Origin of the sequence: Legionella sheltonii (genome assembly GCF_026191355.1) — a bacterium.
GTDB classification, from domain to species: domain Bacteria; phylum Pseudomonadota; class Gammaproteobacteria; order Legionellales; family Legionellaceae; genus Legionella; species Legionella sheltonii.
The window spans coordinates 14,399-34,881 of sequence record NZ_JAPHOQ010000018.1 but is presented as its reverse complement, the minus strand read 5'-3'; the positions used below and the strand labels follow the sequence as shown (position 1 = coordinate 34,881).

Sequence of the window (20,483 nt, the reverse complement as noted above, 5' to 3'; positions counted from 1 at the left end):
CCCCGTCAACACTGCGACAAAGAAGTATTCTTGTTCTGTTTTTTTGTTCTATTGAATCTTTTGTGCTATTAAATAAGTATGAGTGTCATGAAGTTGCTTTTCAAGGAACTTTGTGAATAAATTTTTGAGCCTTGACGTTATTGCTTTCAGATGAAACAAAGGCAATGGGGATACGTTGAATAAGCATATAAAAGAAACTGATATTCAGCAATAAACAAAATCAAAGTATATTTGTCCTATCACGCAAAAATTCAGTGTCTTGTTATAAGTCCTTATTATTGCTATTTTTTATTTTTATTTTGTGCACTGCCTCTGGTGTTCATCGCCATTAAACTTAATGGTATTGTCTCTGGTGGTATGGGAGTATTTTAAAGTGGTGAAAAAAAACCAGGAACTTAATCTAAAAGACATTCTCAATGAACCTCTTGCAATCATTGGAATGAATTGCCAATTTCCTGGTGTTGATTCGGATGTGGAAGATGTTGAGGCATTTTATGCGATGCTGCTCAAGGGGCTTTCGCCTATTAGAGAAATGCCAAAGGATCGTTGGGATGTTGATGAGTATTATGATCCTGATCGTGAGAAACCCGATAAAATAATTAGTCGTAAAGGCGGTTTTCTTAATAATCCTCAGTTGTTCGATGCATCTTTTTTTAAAATATCTGCAATCGAAGCCAAACAAATGGATCCCCAACATCGTCTTTTTTTAGAAGTAGCGATTCGTGCTTTAAATCATGCCAACATTCCACTGCACTCATTAAATAATTCAAATGCCGGGGTATTCTATGGTTGTTCAACTCAGGATTACAGCCAACTCAATTATAAAGACAATATCGAGTTTAATGCGTATACCCAGATTGGTGCAGCCAGCAGTGCTGCTGCAGGAAGACTTTCGCACTTTCTCAATTTAAAAGGCCCTAGTATGGCTGTAGATACAGCCTGTTCTTCTTCATTGGCAGCGCTTTATGTTGCTGCAAGCTCGTTGAGAACGAAGCAATGTTCTATGGCGATTGTCGGTGGCATTCATCTAAGCCTGTGTCCTGAAAGCTTTATCAGTGTGACTAAAGCAAACATGCTATCTGCGCGGGATCAATGCAGCAGTTTTGATATAAATGCTGATGGTTATGTACGAAGCGAAGGGTGTGGCGTTGTTATTGTAAAACGCTTAAGTGATGCGATCAAAGATCAAGACACAATCCATGCGGTACTCAAAAGTATTGTCATGAATCAGGATGGTGATGATGGGACGATTTTGGTGGCTCCAAATATTAAGTCACAAATTGCGCTCCACCACGAAGTGCTGGCACAAGCTCATTTAACGCCAAGTGATATTGATTATATTGAAGCTCATGGAACGGGTACGGTTGTTGGTGATTCAGTTGAGTTTAATGCAATACAACAGATCCATAAAGGGCATCATACTCAAGATAAGCCTCTGATTATTGGCGCAGTAAAAAGTAATATAGGTCACAGTATTTCATCATCAGGGGTTGCATCACTGATTAAAGCAATTGGCGCATTAAAGCATGAAACAATTCCAGCCAATTTACATTATACGAAACCCAACAAAACTATAGATCCTGAAAGTATACCTGCACTTTTACCGGTGAAAGCAATTGCATTTAAGAAGCAAAAAAATAAAAAGAGGCAGGTACAGATATCTAACTTCGGATTTAGTGGAACCAATGTAAGTGTCATCATTGAAGAAGCAGCTCATGATGACTTACCATCTGCATCATTAGATGATGGGCAAGAAAAATGTTTTGTTGTTTCAGCAAATAGTGAGTATTCATTAAGGCAAATGTTGGCGCGTTATGCACTATATCTTCGAGAGACGCCGACGAGTTTGCATGATATTTGTTTTACACTCATCAGCTGTCGCGATCATTTTAAATATCGTTGTGCGATTGTTACTCGAGATAAAGAAACCTTGATCCAAAAGATTGAGTCTGACGATTTTGAGTTGCGCAAGATCGCTGTAAAAAAAGAGCTACAAACAGTAGCTCCTGATGCACATCAGATATATGAGGCATATCTTGCAGGATTTAATATAAAAATCGATCCAGATCATGTTCCATTTAATAAAACAGATTTACCACTTTATTATTTTGATAGAAAGCCCTATTGGCATGAGTCAAGAACCAAGAGTGGGTTAAATAATTTATTTCTGCAACCCAAAGAACAACAAATAGAAACGATTAAAGAAAAACTTGCCGCTCAAATACAATCTCTTTTAAAAAATGAACACATTGAGGAGTATCAGGATTTCGGCTCTTTAGGGTTCAACCAGGAGTTACTATCCGAACTCGAGCAAAGTGTTTATGCGCTTTTCTCCTATAAAATGGCAATTCCCGCTTTTCTAACTTTGGATAAGCTGGCCAGACACCTACAACAAATCCAGATGCCAGAGCCAGTTTATCGACAACCCACTGTCAATGTACTCAATAATGAACCTATTGCGATCATTGGAATGAGTTGCCGTTTTCCCAAAGCAGAAAATATTGATGCGTTTTTATCCTTATTAGAGCGCGGCGAAAGTGGTATGGCTGATATCCCGTTGGAACGATGGGATAATGAAAAATTTTACGATCCTGATGTAAATGCTTTAGGGCGACTTTATATCAAGCAACTTGGTCTAATTGAACATATCAAAACATTTGATGCAGATTTTTTTAATATCAGCCCACGTGAAGCGAAGCTCATGTCGCCCCAATTACGGGTATTCATGGAGACGAGCTATCATGCTTTGGAGAACGCCAATTTATCCCTGGCTGCGATTAAAGACAGTAAAACTGGGGTTTTTGTTGGTTGCGGTACCAATGAGTACCCCCGATTATTGGCGGGTCTTGGCGTCGGTTTGGATGATCTTAATATTTATTTTGCAACCGGAAATGTCTTAAATGCGATGCCCGGTCGAGTGGCTTATGCATTTGATTTTCATGGACCCATACAAGCAATTGATACGGCATGTTCTTCATCGATGACTGCGATTCATGATGCATGTTTGAGTTTGCAAAATGGCGATTGTGATATGGCCCTTGCGGGTGGAGTGAATATCTTACTGGCTCCGGATTCTAACATTACCCTTTCAAAAGCCAGAATGTTATCTCCTGAAAGCCGTTGTAAAACCTTCAGTGAGGATGCAGATGGATATGCGCGTAGTGAGGGATGCGGTGTTATTGTTTTGAAACGATTAAGTACTGCTTTAAAAGAAAATGATACGATTCTTGCAGTAATTAAAGGAACCTCGATTAATAGTGACGGTAAAAGTGGTGGTTTTACTGTTCCTAATGGTATTGCTCAGGAAGAGGTAATTCGAAGCGCGCTGGCCAAAGCAAAGCTATCGCCTGCAGACATTGATTACATCGAAGCACATGGTACGGGTACGCCGCTGGCTGATCCTATCGAAGCAAATGCCTTGAGTAAAATTTTTAGTGAGTACCATAGCGAAGAGAAACCTCTTTATATTAGCTCGGTAAAAACGAATATAGGCCATTCCGAAAGTGCCTCGGGTGTGGCTGGTGTGATAAAAGCCATTCTAAGTTTACAAACGCATCAATTATTTAAACACCTTAACTTTAAAAAATTGAATCCTGCCATCGAGCTAAAAAATACAGTCATTCCGTTGAGTACTATGGATTGGCCGAAGGAGGGAGGTTTACGGTGTGCCGGGGTGAGTTCATTTGGGTTTAGTGGTGCCAATGCACATATCGTGATGCAAGAAGCTCCGGTAAGAACAATAGAAAGGCGCATACTTCCCCAAGAGTCTCTGTTAGTGCTTTCCGCAAAAAGTAAAACGGCACTTGAATTACTTTTAGCAAGTTATCAAAAATATTTAGCCAATACCCATGAGGAATTTGCAGATATTTGCTATACCGCAGCAACGTGTCGAAACCATTTTTTATTTCGAGTCGCAATTCAAGCAAGCACAGCAAACGAAGCGGCTGTGCTTATTGAAAAAAATGAATACACGATCTATTCGATCAAAAAAGAAAAAAACAATCCCTTCTCCTCACAACAACCAAAATCACTGGCGCAATTACAGGCTGATTATCAAGCGGGCTTTATGATCAATTGGACTGATTTTTATCAGTCGCTGAATACCCAATTTATCAAAGTCAACCTCCCTTTATATGAGTTTGATCGTGAAGAACATTGGTTTGAAACGAAAGACAAAATAAAAGACATCCATATGCCTCAAGATTGGTGTTTTCAATTACAGTGGCAACAACAACTGTGTACTCGCACTAATCGCAAAACACAGGGTAATAACTGGCTTCTGATAGGTGCGCGACAACTTGCTCCTCGTCTTGGCGCGCAGGGATTAGACATTATTCCAGAGGAAGAGAATCTTCCCTTAGAACATTTGGATGGAATTATTTTTGCGATGGGATTGGATTCTCCCTCGGCAGCAGATATTGAAGCCAGTATTGATTTTCAAAAGAACACGATAAAAAAACTATTAGCATTAGTTAAAGAGCTCAATAACAAAAGCATTCAATTGCAATTAATCGTCCTTACCACGAATGCAATCCCTGAACTCGCAGCAGGTGCGCTTAATCTGAATGATAGTCCCCTGATTGGCTTCTGCCGAACTTTGGTTTTAGAGTTACCTCAATTCAATACCATTTTAATTGATGCAGAAAAAACGGAAGATGAAGATTATGCTGGGCAAGTCGTCGATGAAATCAAGCATAATTATGATCAATGGTATGAGCATGTTGTGGCTTATCGTGAAGGCAAACGGTTCGTTGCCCGTTTGAAAAAAACCAAATTATTGGACAGAAGGCCCTCTTTATATGGTGAAGGTCGTTATCTGATCACCGGTGGTTGTGGTGGTTTAGGTCTGGTCACGGCACAAGCGTTACTTTCTGCAGGTGCAAGAGAGGTTATCCTGACCTCAAGAAATCCGGATAAACCTGCGGTAAAAGAAGCAATCAAAAAAATTCAATACAATTATACAGGGCGAACCATTCGTACGGTCAGTGTCGATGTGACTGACAAAAAAAACATGCGTCACTTACTTTTAGAATTGAATGCGGATGGGCTGCTCAAAGGCATTATTCATGCTGCCGGAGCAGCAATTAAGGCGCCATTACTCGAACATAAAGATAACGATGTCGATTATTTATTTGCTGCCAAAGTACAAGGCAGCTGGTATTTGCATGAGTTGAGTAAAAACCTCGATTTGGATTTCTTTGTTGTCTATTCTTCAATTTCCTCAGTGTTCGGAAGTAATAAAGAATCCGTTTACAGCGGCACCAACAGTTTCATAGATGCTTTGATTGCTGAGCGTCAACGTTTGGGGATGGTCGGAACTGCGATTGAATGGGGGCCTTGGGGCGAAGTAGGGATGGCAAAAAAACGCTCCCAAGATCAAGGTTTGAAGCAATCCTTAATAAGTAACGAGCAAGGTCATGCCTTCATTAAAATTCTCATCAATGATCAGCTAAGCCACGCAGCCATTATTTCACCGGAATACCTCAAGTTCATGCTGGACTTTGTTTCCAAGCCCGTACCTGCTTTTCATAAACATTTAGGGGATGAGCTGAATGCAGCAGAGCAGTTTGCCCATAAAAATTTATCTTCATGGCTAAATGATTATCTGGAAACGAGAGAAGAAAATCGCTTCCAGGCTTGCAAAGATATGATATGTGCTATTTGTAATGAGATTCTTGAAATAACCAACGCAGACGAGTTGGATGAGGATGAGGGATTTTTTGAGCTGGGTTTCGATTCATTGATGATTACTGAGCTGGCAAGCAAACTTAAGGAAAAACTGGCACCAACCCTTAAAGTAACGGCGACCATTGGTTTTGATTACCCATCCATTAACAAACTGGCCTTGCATATTGCTTCAGAACTCAATAAGTATTTAATTACTCAGCCAGCTTCCAAGCCTGTAGTTGGAAAAGAAGAGGATTCAATCGCTATCATTGGTATGAGTTGTACCTTTCCTAATGCGCCCAATATTGCAGCATTTGAAACTTTGCTTGACGAGGGAAAAAGTGGCATGAGAGATATTCCACTTGAGCGTTGGGATAATCAAAAATACTATGATCCAGATATGGATGCGCCAGGAAAATCTTATGTCAATAAACTCGGATTAATCGAAAATATTAAATGTTTTGATGCAAGCTTTTTTGGTATTAGCCCTCGCGAAGCAAAATTAATGGAGCCTCAACAACGCATCTTTTTAGAGTGCTCTTATAAGGCTTTTGAAAACGCAAATTATTTGCCTGAGTCACTACGTGGCAGTTTGACCGGAGTTTTTGCCGGTGTAGGTCCCAATGAATATTATGCGCAATTGGAGAAATCAGGTTTCTCTAATGAAGAATTAAGTGTCTACTCGATTACAGGGAATGTCTCCAATCTTATTCCAGGCCGAGTAGCATATACTTTTGATTTTAAAGGTCCATCAATCAGTGTGGATACTGCCTGTTCTTCCTCTTTAGTTGCCATTCATTATGCATGTCAGAGTTTAAAAAATCGGGAAATTGATTACGCATTAGCTGGTGGGGTCAATGTACTGTTATTACCTGAGTCGAATATCACTTTATGTAAAGCCAAAGCTTTAGCTCCTGATGGTCACTGTAAAACTTTTGATGAACAAGCCGATGGATATGCCCGTGCAGAAGGCTGTGGAGTGCTTTTTCTTAAAAGACTATCGGATGCAATCCGTGATAAAGACAACATTTTGGCGGTCATTAAAGCTTCCGCGGTAAATAATGATGGACGATCTGCGGGATTGACCGTTCCTAATGGCAAAAGCCAGGAAGAGGTCATGATGAAGGCGTTAAGTCAAACGGATTTATCTGCGAGTGATATCAGCTACATTGAAGCGCATGGAACGGGTACCTCTTTGGGGGATCCCATAGAAGTTCATGCAATCAACCAAGTTTATGGAAAAGAACATTCTCAGGATAATCCTTTATATCTTGGTGCGGTTAAAACCAACATTGGCCATCTTGAAAGTGCTGCTGGCGTGGCGAGTGTGATTAAAACAGTGCTGAGCTTACAAAAGAAAAAAATTTATAAGTTGCTCCATTTTAAAAAATTAAACCCCCACATTCATTTGGGTGATACCCTTCTTGCTGTGCAAAAAATCGATTGGAATTCGGGCTCTAAATTAAGATGTGCCGGGGTCAATGCTTTTGGTTTTAGTGGCACTAACGCACATGTTATTTTACAAGAGTTTCCTAAACCCGTAGAACCAAAGCCAACTCAATCGACCAAAGTCGAATTATTGATTCTTTCTGCCAATTCGCAAGTATCCCTGGAGCATTTAGCTCAAAGTTATCAGCAGTATTTGGCAACAACACAAGATGATTTTGGTGATATTTGTTTTACTGCAGCAACATGTCGCGCTCAGCAGCTCTATCGATTAGCTTTAGTAGCCCATAATGCCCAAGAGGCAAGTCACTTATTAGAAACAGGACAGTTTGCACTATCACACGGAAAAAACAGCACTATTGAAGTGCAAAATGAGCCCATGCTTCAGTCGGTGCTGACAGACTATATGCAGGGCAAACACGTTGACTGGGCTTTATACTATAAAAACAGGGGTTATGAATGTAACAAAATTAACTTACCTAATTATGTATTTGATCCGGTTGAATTTTGGATTGATAAAAGCACTTCGAGCCGCCCCTCAGCTGATGTGGTACATCCTCTTTTAGGGCAGATGTTCTCGATGCCCGGTAATGAATTTTTATTCAGCAACAAGCTGGATTTAGAAAAGTTAACGTATATCAATCAAAATTTTATTTTTGACAAGGTCATTTTTCCGGCGACAGCATTTATTGAATCGGGTTTGTCGGCAGCCAAGTTTGTATTGAAGCATCATGCTTTTTCAATTGAACACTTTCATATTGAACGTCCATTGTATCCGAAACACGAACAAGAGTTTCAATTGCATGCGAAACCGAAAAATGACGAACAATATAAAATCAATATTTTTGCCAAACAAGAGGATAATTGGCAATTATTTTCTGAAATGGAAATCAATTCGCAGGTACCGGCTATATCGGATTCTCTTGATTTTTATGATTTAAAATCATCATCTGAACGGCAATTTGATGCATCACAAATTTATGAACATTTTAAAAAGCATGCCGTATTTTATGGCGATGATTTACGTGTTCTCCAAGAGAGTTACATTCATGCAGATGGTGTTCTTTCTAAGGTAGTAATGACTAAAAACTGTCAAAGTGTTAACTATTATTATCCCCCTATTTTGCTTGATGGCATGATGCAAAGTATTTTGTTATTCAAAATGAATCATGATGAGCACACTGTTTATGTGCCTTATACATTTGCACGAATGACGACAATCCAGGAAGCCCCTCGCAGCATGTGGCTCCATGTAGTTCAAAGAGTGTCTGAACATGAACATGAATTGTGTTTCGATATCAAATTTTATGATAATTCGGGGTTGCTGATTGGTGAAATTGAAAAGTTTAAACTCAGAAAAGTGACGCAAAGTCATTTCATACCTTATGAATCCTATCTCCAGTACCTGTATCAAATCCGATGGAGTCCCCTCAAGCTCAACGTGTTGACTCAAACACCGTTTCCTGAGTTAGTGGTCATTGCAAATGATCCCGATAAAGCAAAGGCAGTATTGGGTGATCTGGATTATCAGCTGATTCAAGATGCCAATGAGTTAGGACCTATTGAAAATAAAAACATCGTTTTTTTATACAATCAAAGTCAATTCCATGATCTGTTTCATTGTTGTCAAAAGATGTTTAGGTCACGACCTAATCGCTTCATATTAGTCACTGAAAATGCTTATTCGATTCATGAAACCGATAAGGTAAACCCTTACCACACCATGGCTTGTGCTTTTTGGAAAACTTTTAGTAATGAGCTTGAACTCATTAATAATTATGCAATCGATTTAGGGACGGCGAGTACTTTGCCCGAGATATTAAAGTATCTTTTTGCTACTAACAGCGCTGAAAATCAATTTGCAATCCGTGAGACGTTTTATATTCCTAGATTAAAGAAAGCGCCGTTTTCTGCAAATGTGCCCCAACAAGAGATGTTATTTAAAAGTGATGCAACTTATTTGATCACAGGCGGTACAGGTGCTTTGGCAAAATCATTAATTGAGTATCTCATGCGTCGAGGGGCACATGATATTGTGATTACTAGCCGGTCTGAATGTTCCCCCGAAATCAAACTATTGATTGATCGTGCTCGTAAAAAACAAGTTTTTATTAAACATTATCAGGCAGATGCCAGTAACTATCAGCAAATGGAGCACCTCATTGCAGAGATTGAACAAAGCGCCAAACGCTTGCAAGGTGTTTTTCATCTTGCCGGCATTGTGCAAGATGGTTTATTGGTTAATTTAACAGATGAGGAGATGCAAAGCGTACTCAGTGCTAAAATGGACAGTGCATTGATTTTGCATCAGTTAACCAAAGATATTCCACTGGATTTATTCGTTTTATTTTCATCCTCAGCGTCCATACTTGGTGCCAGAGGACAAGCTAACTATGTGGCTGCCAATGGATTTTTGGATGGATTAGCTTACCTTAGACAACAACAAGGGTTGCCTGCATTGACCATTAATTGGGGGCCGTTTCACTCAATGGGAATGAGCGCAAACCTAGGACAGGCAATGCAACAACGTGGCTTTTCCTTGTTAGATAAAGACAGTATCGATGTTCTTGATGTTTTGTTAAAAAGCGAGTTAGCGCAAATTGCTGTATGCCCGATTAATTGGGATATTTATTTTAAATACTCGCCCAAGCAGGCATGGCTCGCAGAGCTGATGAAACAGGCTCATCCAGTTGATCAGCATTTTTTAAATTCGCTTCGTCAGCATTCCAAGGAAGAAAGTATCCCCATATTGAGCCAAGCTTTGCGTGAAATTGCTGCCGAGGTTCTCGGTTTGGACGATGTAGAACAGATTAAGGTCAATGATGGATTGTTCTCTTTGGGTTTGGACTCACTGATGGCAATTGAAATTCGCAATCGCATTCATGATAAATTGCAATGTCCCACCCTGAACTTATCCATTGAATATTTTATTAATGATCCCAGTGTGGGCAAGATTGCTAAAAATATAGCGAATGAATTACAAAATGTATTTGATTTTGATAATAAAACAGAACAGCAAATGGCTGTAAATACAGTCGGTGAGGAAGTTCCTTTATGTGATTTTCAATATGTTTTTTGGGTGCTCAATAGACTCGGTTATCCCTATAATATTGGCACACAATTACAGATTCAAGGTAAGCTGAATAAGGATTATGTTGCTCAGGCATTTGATGCAGTTGTAAAACAAAATAGCGCCTTTTGGTTGCAATTTGACAAGGAAGTGCCGATTCAAGTATTGAGGAACAAAGGACAATTTGAATTAATCTATAAAGACATTTCCCTGAATAATGAAGAGACGGAGCTTAATCAGGAATTTCAAAATAATATGAGGCATGAAATCCCATTAACCCAACAGCCACTCATTAGGGTCTATCTCTATAGAATCAACAGTGATTTGCACGAATTGCACATGATAATCCCTCATATCATCGTTGATGGACCCTCATGTGATTATATATTGAGTCAATTTAAAAAATGCTATGAAGCGTTGGCCCAGGGTCAGGAATTGATTTTGGAACCAGAAAGAGATTCCTATCTCAATTATGTCAAAAAAAGTAATCATCTGTATGCAGCAAATTTAAAACACAAAATTAAGTTTTGGCAGAATTATAACAAGGGCTTTAAAATGCTGTACCTAGGACCTAAATACTTTATGCCTATAGACAGTCAGAAAAAGTATTTATTCCATTATCCTATTGATTCGCATAAGGCCGAACAGTTTATTGAATGGCATAGGACTCAAAATATGAATGTCAGTCTTGGGTTAATTGCTGCATGTCATATTGTTTTTTATAAGTTAAGTCAGCAAAAGAAAATCCCTTTTATTCTGATCCATAGTGGTAGGGAGGGGAGCCAATACAAGTCTATTGTCGGCATGTTCTCAGAGTATAAACGGCTAAATAGTACCCTGGATAAGCAAGATCACTTTATTGAATTGATTAAATCGATTGAGGAACAACAATTAAAAACGGCTTCTTTTCAAAAATGCTCGCATATCATTAAAAACAGTGAGTTTAAATATTCGGGATTCACAATAAGCCATTATTTATTTTATAGGTGGAATAGACTGCAATTAATGAAACAATTTAGGAAAACGAAGCTTAATTCATTGATGGTTGATTTCTATCTTAAGTACCTAAGCTGGGCTGAAGTCATTAGTTTCAATACCTCACTTAAAAGAAAATTCAATAAATTATTTAATCGCAAAAGGCCTTTGCAAAAACCGGAGCGGTTACGCGTTCTCATGAACATTACCCCTTCCTTTTTCAGTAAGGCAGCTCCTGATAGTAGTTTGACGAATCTTAAATTTCAGTATGCGAATCATTTTGGAAGTGAGGATCGCCCTGTAAATAATCGTTCTCTATGGGTCTTATTTTCAAGAAATCAGCAAGGAGAGTATTTAATTTCGATTAATGGTCCAGTAACGACCGAGTGTAAAGAATTAATTGCGCGGGAATTGAATCAGGTGATCGCAAAAGTCTTGGAACACGATGATTGGACTATTGAGGATTTAATTCGGTAATTGGTACCCTCATCCGCTCTAACGGGCACCTTCTCCCCAAGGGGAGAAGGGAGCTGCTAAACTTAATGGTAGACATCCCCACTTTTAAAACGCCCCTTTCCCACAAGTGGGAGAGGGGTAGGTGAGGGATTGCACTAGAGTACATGGCATAGATAAAGGATCAGTGAAAGATGAAACACGGACATTGTGAGCACGAACATCAACATCAGGAACATCGTTCGGAACCAGTAAATGTTCATCAAGGGTGTCACCAACACCATAAGATGCATCAGCACCATGCTCCAGATGCACATGGAGTTAAAACTGGAATTTATACTTGTCCTATGCATCCGGAGATTCGTCAATCCGGACCCGGAAACTGTCCAATTTGTGGTATGGCTTTAGAACCGGAAACGGTTTCAGTAGAACAAGAAAATCCTGAGTACAAAAGTATGAGGCATCGATTTTGGCTGGCTCTTATTTTAAGTATTCCGGTGTTTGTACTCGAAATGGGCGGGCACATATTCCAAGATTTGATCTCGGCAAATAGTTCCGTCTGGATTCAATTTGTATTGGCTACACCTGTAGTTTTATGGTGTGGCTTACCTTTTTTCCAGCGTGGAATTCTCTCATTGAAAACACGTCAACTGAATATGTTTACCCTCATTTCCATGGGAATTGGCGTCGCCTGGATTTACAGTACCATTGCTTTGGTATTTCCAGGTATTTTTCCCGCTGCTTTTCGTCATCAAGGATTAATCAATGTGTATTTTGAAGCCGCTGCCGTGATTACCACTTTGGTGTTGCTTGGACAGGTATTGGAATTGAAAGCTCGAGAACAAACAGGCGGTGCGATTCGAGCTTTATTGAATTTAGCTCCTGAACGTGCGCGGCGAATTGACCCAAATGGCAATGAGGAGGAAGTAACCCTAGAGCAGGTTCAGGTTGGCGATAAGCTTCGGGTTCGGCCTGGTGAAAAAATTCCCGTGGATGGCGAAGTACTCGAAGGGCATAGTTATGTGGACGAATCAATGGTGACTGGGGAATCGATGCCAATAAGCAAAGAGGTGGGATTCAAGGTGATCGGTGCGACTATTAACCAAAATGGCAGCTTCGTGATGAAGGCAGAACATATTGGCAGTGACACCATGCTATCGCATATTGTACGTATGGTGAGTGAAGCACAACGCAGCCGTGCCCCCATTCAACGCTTAGCTGATATTGTTTCGGGTTGGTTTGTACCTGCAGTGATTGTCATCGCAGTATTGGCATTCCTCATTTGGTTTTTCTTTGGTCCTCAACCCACATTGAGCTATGCTTTGCTTGCGGCAGTTTCAGTACTCATTATTGCTTGTCCTTGCGCGTTAGGTTTAGCAACACCGATGTCCATTATGGTTGGTGTGGGTAAAGGGGCGCAGAATGGAGTATTGGTCAAAAATGCAGAAGCACTCGAACAAATGGAAAAGGTTCAGGTACTTGTTGTCGACAAAACAGGTACGCTGACGTTGGGCCGTCCCAAACTAACCCAAATTATTACGGATAAAGAATTCGAAACGGATGAAATACTCACTTTAGCAGCTACCATGGAACATCATAGTGAGCATCCACTGGCTCATGCAATTATTACTGCTGCAAAAGAAAAACAGTTGCCACTAAGTACGGTAATGAATTTTGAATCGATCCCCGGGAAAGGGGTTATTGCAAAGGTCAATGAATCCTCTGTTGCACTTGGAAATCTGCAGTTGATGCAGGAATATGGAAGTGCTCAAACCTCACTTATTGAACGAGCTGATGAATTACGTGCCCAAGGAGCAACAGTTATTTTTATGGCTATCGCGGGTGAAACAGTCGCTATTTTGGCAGTTGAAGATCCAATAAAACCCAGTACCCCTAAGGCTATCGATGCGCTGCAAAAAAATGGGGTTGAGATCTACATGTTGACCGGGGACAGTCAAAAAACAGCACAATCTGTTGCGAAGCAATTAGGAATCAACAAGGTGATTGCTGAAATTATGCCTGAAGATAAACGCCGTGTAGTCAGTGAATTGAAAAACAATCGCCTTGTTGTCGCCATGGCTGGTGATGGGGTGAATGATGCGCCCGCTTTGGCAATCTCTGATGTTGGTATTGCCATGGGTACGGGAACCGACGTTGCAATTGAAAGTGCAGGCATTACCCTGCTGCATGGTGATTTGAGTGGTATCGTTAAAGCGTATCATCTATCCCGTGCTACCATGAGTAACATCAGGCAGAATTTATTTTTTGCTTTTATTTATAATGGATTAGGCGTTCCGTTGGCTGCTGGGGTGCTGTATCCGCTAACAGGACTATTACTTAATCCGATTATCGCCGCAAGCGCGATGGCATTAAGTTCTGTTTCTGTGATTTTTAATGCACTTAGGTTACGGAGACTTAAGCTCTAAAAAAGTCTTCTTGATCGCCGATGTCCCCTGATTTATGCACAGTACGTCGGGTATAAACGAGTGAGCAGACCTTAGTAGCAGGTCGCCTTAAGTCAGAAGGGAGTTCTCAATATATTGATTAGAAAAGAGGTTTTTATGCCCAAAATACTGATGAGTGCTTGTCTGCTTGGCCAAAAAGTTCGTTATGACGGCAGTGACTGTTTGCAAAATCATCCGTTGTTGCAGCAATGGCTTGAAGAGGGAAACATTATCACAATTTGCCCGGAAATGGCCGGGGGATTACCCACACCAAGACCGCCAGCCGAGATTCAAGAGAAACAATCGGGTGTTGATGTATTAAAGAGGAATGCTTCAGTAACAACCAATAATAATCATGATGTTACTGAATTTTTTCTCAGAGGGGCACAAAAAGCACTGGAGCTTGTAAAGAAACATCAGATACGTGTGGCCATTTTAAAGGCTCGGAGCCCTTCTTGTGGCTCGGGGATGATTTATGATGGGACATTTTCACGTACGTTGATGCAAGGGGATGGCGTTACTACAGCGCTCTTGATGGAGCATGGTGTGCAAGTATTTGATGAAGATCATATTGATGAGGCATTAGATGCCGCATTATTAGGGTAAACCACAAGTGACCTTCGGTATTAAAAGTTCATAATTTATCTCTGTACATCACAAGAAGTTTATTTTCCTAGGAGGGTTTGTAATGGAGTACAAGTGCCATAAATGTGGAATGGGCGTGAAAAATTTAACCTGCAGTAAATGCAATACACCCTTAGTGAGTGATATGGTCAAAACGGATAAAGGCCATGTTCAAGTAGCAAAATGTCCTAATGGATGTGGGCAAATTAAATCACCTATATGTTGTGGCCATGATATGGTATGTTCAGATTAGTAAGAAAATTTTGTAGCCCGGATTAGCGCTGCGTAATCCGGGTTTATATCCAAAAGATCCCGGATTACGCAGCGCTAATCCGGCTGCGAAACCCAATTACCTTAAGGCAAACTTGCAAACAGATGGATTTGTAAGTTAAGAATAAACCCATATTTCATGCAATATTCTGCGGCATATTCGTGATTACGTTGATTTTTTTCCAGATTTAACAGACCAGGTTCCCAAAAACTAACTACTTCATTGATTTCAGAACGTTCTGCCAAGGTCAGATCACGCCCTTTATCGCGAATCGCTTGCGCACGCTGAGGTTCTTTTAGGTATCTATTCATGGGACTGACAAAGATTTGTTTTTTTGTTTTTTCGGCCCATTCATGCGCCCATTGGGGTATTTCACTATAGGGTGTATATTGATTATCTTCGGGGGCTGACAAGACAAATTTCAAATAATCTGCTCGTTCCAACATGTTACTATTAGGCTTCAAATATCGAATTATTTTACCCTCTTTTTCCAGACACTTAGGACTAACGACCAGAGTCGTGCATCGAGGGAGATCAGGAAGAATGGTAATACCATTGGATTCAATTTGAGTATGTTGGAAATAGGGTTGGGCTTTTTCTAAAAATGCAGATAAATTCTGTTGTAATGAAGGTTCCCCTCCAGTAATTACCAGGATCATTTTTTTATTAAGTCCTTGCGCCCAAGAAGGGGTAGGAAGATTACGTTTTTGAAAAAAAGCCTGTATGACTGTATCTGCCTCTTCCAACAGGGAGTTAAAATCAAGCCACTCGCCGGCATCAAAATAAGTATCACAAAAAGAGCATGCCAAATTGCATTTAGCTAATCGAATAAAATAGGCAGGATGCCCCCGAAATGGTCCTTCTCCCTGTAAGGTAAAAAAACGACTGGTCACAAAGAGCTCATCGGATTTCGCATCCTTAAAAAATGATTTGCCTACTTTGTCATTCAGTCCAAACATTAATTCATTGTTCCTGTATAAATTTTTTTCATATTATACTCTATTGCGATTTAAATGGTAGACCGGATTAGCATGTGATGTAGGTTAAGCTTGGGCCCAACTTACTCGATACAGGATTGTAATAAGATAAATTTGCTTTCACCTCGATTCATTTTGTAACGATTGAATCAGCGCAAAACGTTCAATTAAATTGATTTTTTCTGATGCTAATTGATATATTTTTGTAATTGTTTCCTGGCTAAGTTGATGGAATATCCGTTTTATTTCATATTGTTGTGGCTGGTCTATGGGAGTATAACGATGTGAGCCAAGAATTTTTTTCATTGAATTTAAATTAATAGAATCAAAACAATAAAAATTATTACGCGTATAAATTTTAAGAGGAAATGAGGCTTTTTTAATTTCAGAATTAAAGTTTAATTTACGAAAAGACGGTTGATTCAAGTCAGAGCAATTTAACTCTTTATACCGCTTTATGAAGTTGATGCGATTGACATAGAAGAAATCTTTTGAAATTCCGCTGAGTTTCCTGTTTATGATAGAACAGTTAATTAACGGAAGGCCAAAACCTACATAATTAATAAACAACAATTCAAATACACTTTCAATGTAATGCTCCATTTTGCGCTCATGATGGCTGAGCAATGCTTCATGGATAAAATGAAAGTCTAGCCCCTTCCAAGGTGCGGTATCATAATGTAAATACCAAAGGATATAATAAATTCCATCCCATGGTGAGGTGTAGTATCGCTCCGCTATTTTATTTTGTAACTTCCGAACCTCATGAACCAAAGATGGGGTAATAATGTATGGAATTCTTGGCTTTAAACAAACCGCCATGCCATTTGTTTTGTTATCACGAATGGCGAGTAACTCAATATTATGCACAGCAATCCTTATAAAATAGAGTAAAAATATCTTAAATAAGGGAATAACATTTAGAAGTTTAGTAAAGAAAATGGTGTTTTTCAAAAATTAAACACTTTTTTATCAGAAACCTTGTTTTTATGTTGCTCTTTTGACCCCCCAATGGTTTGAGTTTGGGGTATCAAAACGCAAAGAACAAAATGACATAGGCCTAAGTTGTAGTACTAAGTTACGAAGGGAGATTCCTTACCACGCATGGGGTGATGGCTTACTATTTTTGATAGCTCGAGACCAGTCGTATATTCATTAAATTGGGAATATGCTTCAATTGATTGCACAGCTTGGCTAGGTCTTCTTTGGCACCTGATATATCGATAAGGTTCACAGCAATTGGTCCACGGGATTTATTCTCCATTTGTTCAATATTGTATCCAAGTTTTGATATGTGCTGAGTGATTTTACCCATAGCTCCAGGGGTATTTTCATTAATCGCCAGTATGCGGTAACAATTAGATACTTGAGAAGTAGAGAGGGATATATTCGGAAAGTTGATCGAATATTCAATGATTCCATATTCCAAATAATTGCAGATATTGCGGATGACCATTTCAGCCGCGCTTTGCTCCGCTTCCTGAGTGCTTGCTCCCAGATGGGGGAAGCATAAGACATTAGGGTGTCCCGCCAAATTAATGGTTGGGAAATCGGTGATATAGCCCATGAGGCGCTGACTGGTCAATTGTTGCAAAATTGCTGCTTCACTTACTATTTGTTCGCGTGAAAAATTAAGTAAAAGTGTATGAGGTTTTACGAGGGCAATATTTTCTTCATTGATTAAATGAGTGGTCGCAGTATTTAAAGGGATATGTAAAGTAATGATATCTGCATTAATAAGCAATTCATTCATATCCATTACTTTTTCAACTCCAGGCATCAATGCGAGTGCATTAGTTAGGGTCATATTGGTATCAAAACCCAATACGTTCATTCCTAAAGCCAATCCCGCATTAGCTACTTTAACACCGATATTACCTAATCCTATGACGCCTAGCGTTTTACCTGAAATCTCATGTCCAATAAATTTCTTCTTTTTAGTTTCAATTTCTCGATTTAATAACTGATTGTCCTCTTTTGACAATTCGGTAATAAAAGTGCGGGTTTCATCTAAATGCCTATAGCCCATTATCATGGCTGCCATCACCAGCTCTTTGACGGCGTTGGCGTTTGCTCCAGGAGCATAAAATACTGGAATACCTAACTGGGTAAGAGCCTCAACAGGAATATTATCCGTACCTGTGCCAGCGCGAGCTACTGCTTTTAAATTTTTGTCAAACTGATGATCATGCAATTTATGGGAGCGCACTAGAATCACATCAGGATCAATAGGGTTCAGACCTAATTGATAAAGGTCAGGATGAAATAAACTTAAGCCTTGCGGTGATATATTATCAAGAACCTGAATAGTAAACATGGTCATTCCCCTTGATCAAAACAACAGAATTGTAAATATCCGTAAGTCCTTTTTCATAATAAGCATAGTCTTGTGACGATAATTGATTCAACTCGTTTTGCGTCAGCCCCAAAGGAATTATTGGGTAAAAGCTTGTAGAGCAAATATAAAAATTGGAATGCTTTTTCACCCACTCTTTAGGGCTTAGTCCAGCAAAACCAATAAATCGGGTAACTGTTTCTCGAGCCTCCCAGTCACTGACTCCATCACCAACTAATAAGGAGTGTTCACCAGGCTTTAGTACGGAGGCGATTTCTACAGTTTTACCATTGCCTTGGGTCATATTGCTTTGTTCATCAAATCCTTGATAGTTTCCTTTTTCATCAAAATAAACGTCTACGGCGAGCACATGACTTGGAGGAATTCCTAAAGTTTGCGCAAATGGAACCACTGCCGCTTTGATCCCTGCGGAAATAATATAAATTTTTTTATGTAAACGACGCAATAATTGAATGAGCTCCTGGGCACCAGGAGCTGTATGTCGTTTATAGCATTCTGCCAGTTCCTCTACTTGTTTGAGCGTGGGTTGAACGTAGGTCAATCGCTGTCGATAATCATCGAGTGTCATGCCGGTTTTTCCCATGCATCGTGCTGTAATTTGGTGTACTTCTTGGGCGACGCCATTCATCGTTGCCAACACATTAATCCCCTCAATAAGGGAGAGGGTGCCATCACAGTCAAAGAAAAAAGAATCAATAGGGACGTTTAAAGCCCAGGGATTTCTATTATCCATGAATAAGTTCCCCTTATTTTTAAACGTTAATTCAATTACTTAATAGTGAGATAGATGTACTATAATCCATTTATTAAGGAGATTTCAATTTAGTTGATACGCGCCAATGCCTGGAACGTGGTTTGAACCTATAAAATAGACCCAGGGAAGAGTTGCTTTATGTTAGAGATACTTACATCATTTATTATATCGCTTTTGATCGGTTTTCTGATCGGTATTGAGCGTGAGCGCAGCCATCCGGAGGGGGCGCAATTTATTGGTGTTAGAACATTCACCTTATTATCAATTCTCGGAACTTTAATTGCCACACTTAACCAACCCGGGCTTACGGTTACTGCAAGTGCTTTTGTGTTTGCCATTTTACTGCTCAATTATTTTCAAATCAGTGCGAATCAGCGGATGAACAGTAATATTGGTGCTTTAACAGAAATTACGGCAGGCCTTATTTTTTGTCTTGGTTATATGGTACCTCACTTGCCTTTAGTAGCAATTACCCTGAGTGCGATTATTTTACTCATACTTATTGAACGAAAAAGACTTCATCTCTTGGCGCGGAAAAAATTCAAGCCCCATGAAATGGAAACGGTCATTGTATTGGTTATTTTTACTCTGGGGATTTTGCCGCTTCTTCCTGATCGTACGATTGATCCCTGGCAGTTTTTTAATCCAAGAGTTTTTGGTTTGTTGATTGCAACTGTTGGCGGCATTCAATTATGTGGCTATGTGTCCATTCATCTATTTGGCGAACGTTTAGGTATCCCGTTAAGTGGTTTTATGGGGGGATTGGTTTCGAGTACTTTAGTTTTTGCCCAAGTCCACAACACCTTAAAGAGATACCCTCAGTCGGTACCCGCTATTTTAGCTTCGGGTCTGCTTGCCACAGTGGCAATGCTTGTTGATGTCATTATTATCATTTTTGTCGCTTCACCCATGTTACTGGTTTCAATTCTTGGAGCACTCATTGCGATGATAAGTACAGGAATTCTACTGACAGTGATTCTGCTTCATAATCAAAAAAAAGCAAACCATGATTTTACGCTACTTTCTTCTCCATTGAATTTGTTATCAATATTGCGTACTTCGATTCTTATTGGATTATTGTTAGTACTTGTAGCTATGGCAAAACGCATCATTTCAATCAATGGGATTTTATTGATTTCATTTCTGGGAGGGCTGCTTGAAATTCATGGTATTTCTCTAGCGACTGCCTTACTTTATTTGGGAGAAAAAGTGCAACTCGATCAAGCCTGTTTGATGCTGTACGCTGCAATCGGTGCGAGTTTTATATCTAAAATTGCGCTTTTATGGAGCTTAACTCCTGTACGTTTTGCTTTGCAATCTTCGTTATTATTACTCTGTATGATCACAAGCGGTGGTCTAGTTTATTGGTTTTTGTCATGAACAGTAAACGGTATTCATTTTTTGAATCCCTCAGGACTCTAGCCTGTAAATTCTGAGCCATTTACT

At 39.7% G+C, this 20,483-nt stretch carries 9 protein-coding genes; 5 read left to right on the top strand and 4 right to left on the bottom strand.

The genetic code is table 11. From position 1 onward, the window contains the following. Positions 1–373 precede the first annotated feature (373 nt). The 4 genes from OQJ26_RS17485 (at position 374) to OQJ26_RS17470 (ending at position 14,932) form a co-directional block, all read left to right on the top strand. A complete protein-coding gene (locus tag OQJ26_RS17485) occupies positions 374–11,635 on the top strand; it encodes an SDR family NAD(P)-dependent oxidoreductase (RefSeq protein WP_416209971.1) in 11,262 nt (3,753 codons plus the stop codon). A 170-nt stretch (positions 11,636–11,805) separates the two neighbouring features. Further along, on the top strand, positions 11,806–14,037 hold the full coding sequence (locus OQJ26_RS17480; protein WP_265704987.1) for a copper-transporting P-type ATPase: 2,232 nt from the start codon (positions 11,806–11,808) through the stop codon (positions 14,035–14,037). 135 nt (positions 14,038–14,172) lie between these two features. Further along, positions 14,173–14,661: a 2-thiouracil desulfurase family protein gene (locus OQJ26_RS17475; protein WP_265704986.1), complete on the top strand. Its 489-nt coding sequence runs from the start codon at positions 14,173–14,175 to the stop codon at positions 14,659–14,661. 115 nt (positions 14,662–14,776) lie between these two features. Continuing rightward, complete coding sequence (locus OQJ26_RS17470; RefSeq protein ID WP_265705040.1) at positions 14,777–14,932, top strand: hypothetical protein; 156 nt, start codon at positions 14,777–14,779, stop codon at positions 14,930–14,932. Positions 14,933–15,033: 101 nt separating this feature from the next. Here the strand turns inward: OQJ26_RS17470 and OQJ26_RS17465 are convergent, their stop codons facing one another. From OQJ26_RS17465 to OQJ26_RS17450, 4 genes are all read right to left on the bottom strand, one after another. Then, complete coding sequence (locus tag OQJ26_RS17465) at positions 15,034–15,909, bottom strand: 7-carboxy-7-deazaguanine synthase QueE (RefSeq protein WP_265704985.1); 876 nt, start codon at positions 15,907–15,909, stop codon at positions 15,034–15,036. A gap of 138 nt (positions 15,910–16,047) precedes the next feature. Then, positions 16,048–16,797 (bottom strand): hypothetical protein, encoded by a 750-nt coding sequence (locus tag OQJ26_RS17460; RefSeq protein WP_265704984.1) that lies wholly within the window; start codon positions 16,795–16,797, stop codon positions 16,048–16,050. 250 nt (positions 16,798–17,047) lie between these two features. Then, positions 17,048–18,244 (bottom strand): 3-phosphoglycerate dehydrogenase family protein, encoded by a 1,197-nt coding sequence (locus tag OQJ26_RS17455; RefSeq protein WP_265704983.1) that lies wholly within the window; start codon positions 18,242–18,244, stop codon positions 17,048–17,050. Beyond that, on the bottom strand, positions 18,222–19,016 hold the full coding sequence (locus tag OQJ26_RS17450; RefSeq protein WP_265704982.1) for an HAD-IB family phosphatase: 795 nt from the start codon (positions 19,014–19,016) through the stop codon (positions 18,222–18,224). Before OQJ26_RS17450 ends, OQJ26_RS17455 begins: the two co-directional genes overlap by 23 nt. Before the next feature lie 159 nt (positions 19,017–19,175). On the opposite strand from OQJ26_RS17450, the gene OQJ26_RS17445 reads away from it, so the two are divergent. After that, on the top strand, positions 19,176–20,417 hold the full coding sequence (locus tag OQJ26_RS17445; RefSeq protein WP_265704981.1) for an MgtC/SapB family protein: 1,242 nt from the start codon (positions 19,176–19,178) through the stop codon (positions 20,415–20,417). Positions 20,418–20,483 lie beyond the last annotated feature (66 nt).

What these genes read in the sequence shown, in the direction of transcription:
- OQJ26_RS17480 (WP_265704987.1), top strand. Translation starts at nt 11,806, where the DNA reads ATGAAACACGGACATTGTGAGCACGAACATCAACATCAGGAACATCGT.
- OQJ26_RS17475 (WP_265704986.1), top strand. Translation starts at nt 14,173, where the DNA reads ATGCCCAAAATACTGATGAGTGCTTGTCTGCTTGGCCAAAAAGTTCGT.
- OQJ26_RS17465 (WP_265704985.1), bottom strand. Translation starts at nt 15,909, where the DNA reads ATGTTTGGACTGAATGACAAAGTAGGCAAATCATTTTTTAAGGATGCG.
- OQJ26_RS17455 (WP_265704983.1), bottom strand. Translation starts at nt 18,244, where the DNA reads ATGTTTACTATTCAGGTTCTTGATAATATATCACCGCAAGGCTTAAGT.
- OQJ26_RS17450 (WP_265704982.1), bottom strand. Translation starts at nt 19,016, where the DNA reads ATGGATAATAGAAATCCCTGGGCTTTAAACGTCCCTATTGATTCTTTT.
- OQJ26_RS17445 (WP_265704981.1), top strand. Translation starts at nt 19,176, where the DNA reads ATGTTAGAGATACTTACATCATTTATTATATCGCTTTTGATCGGTTTT.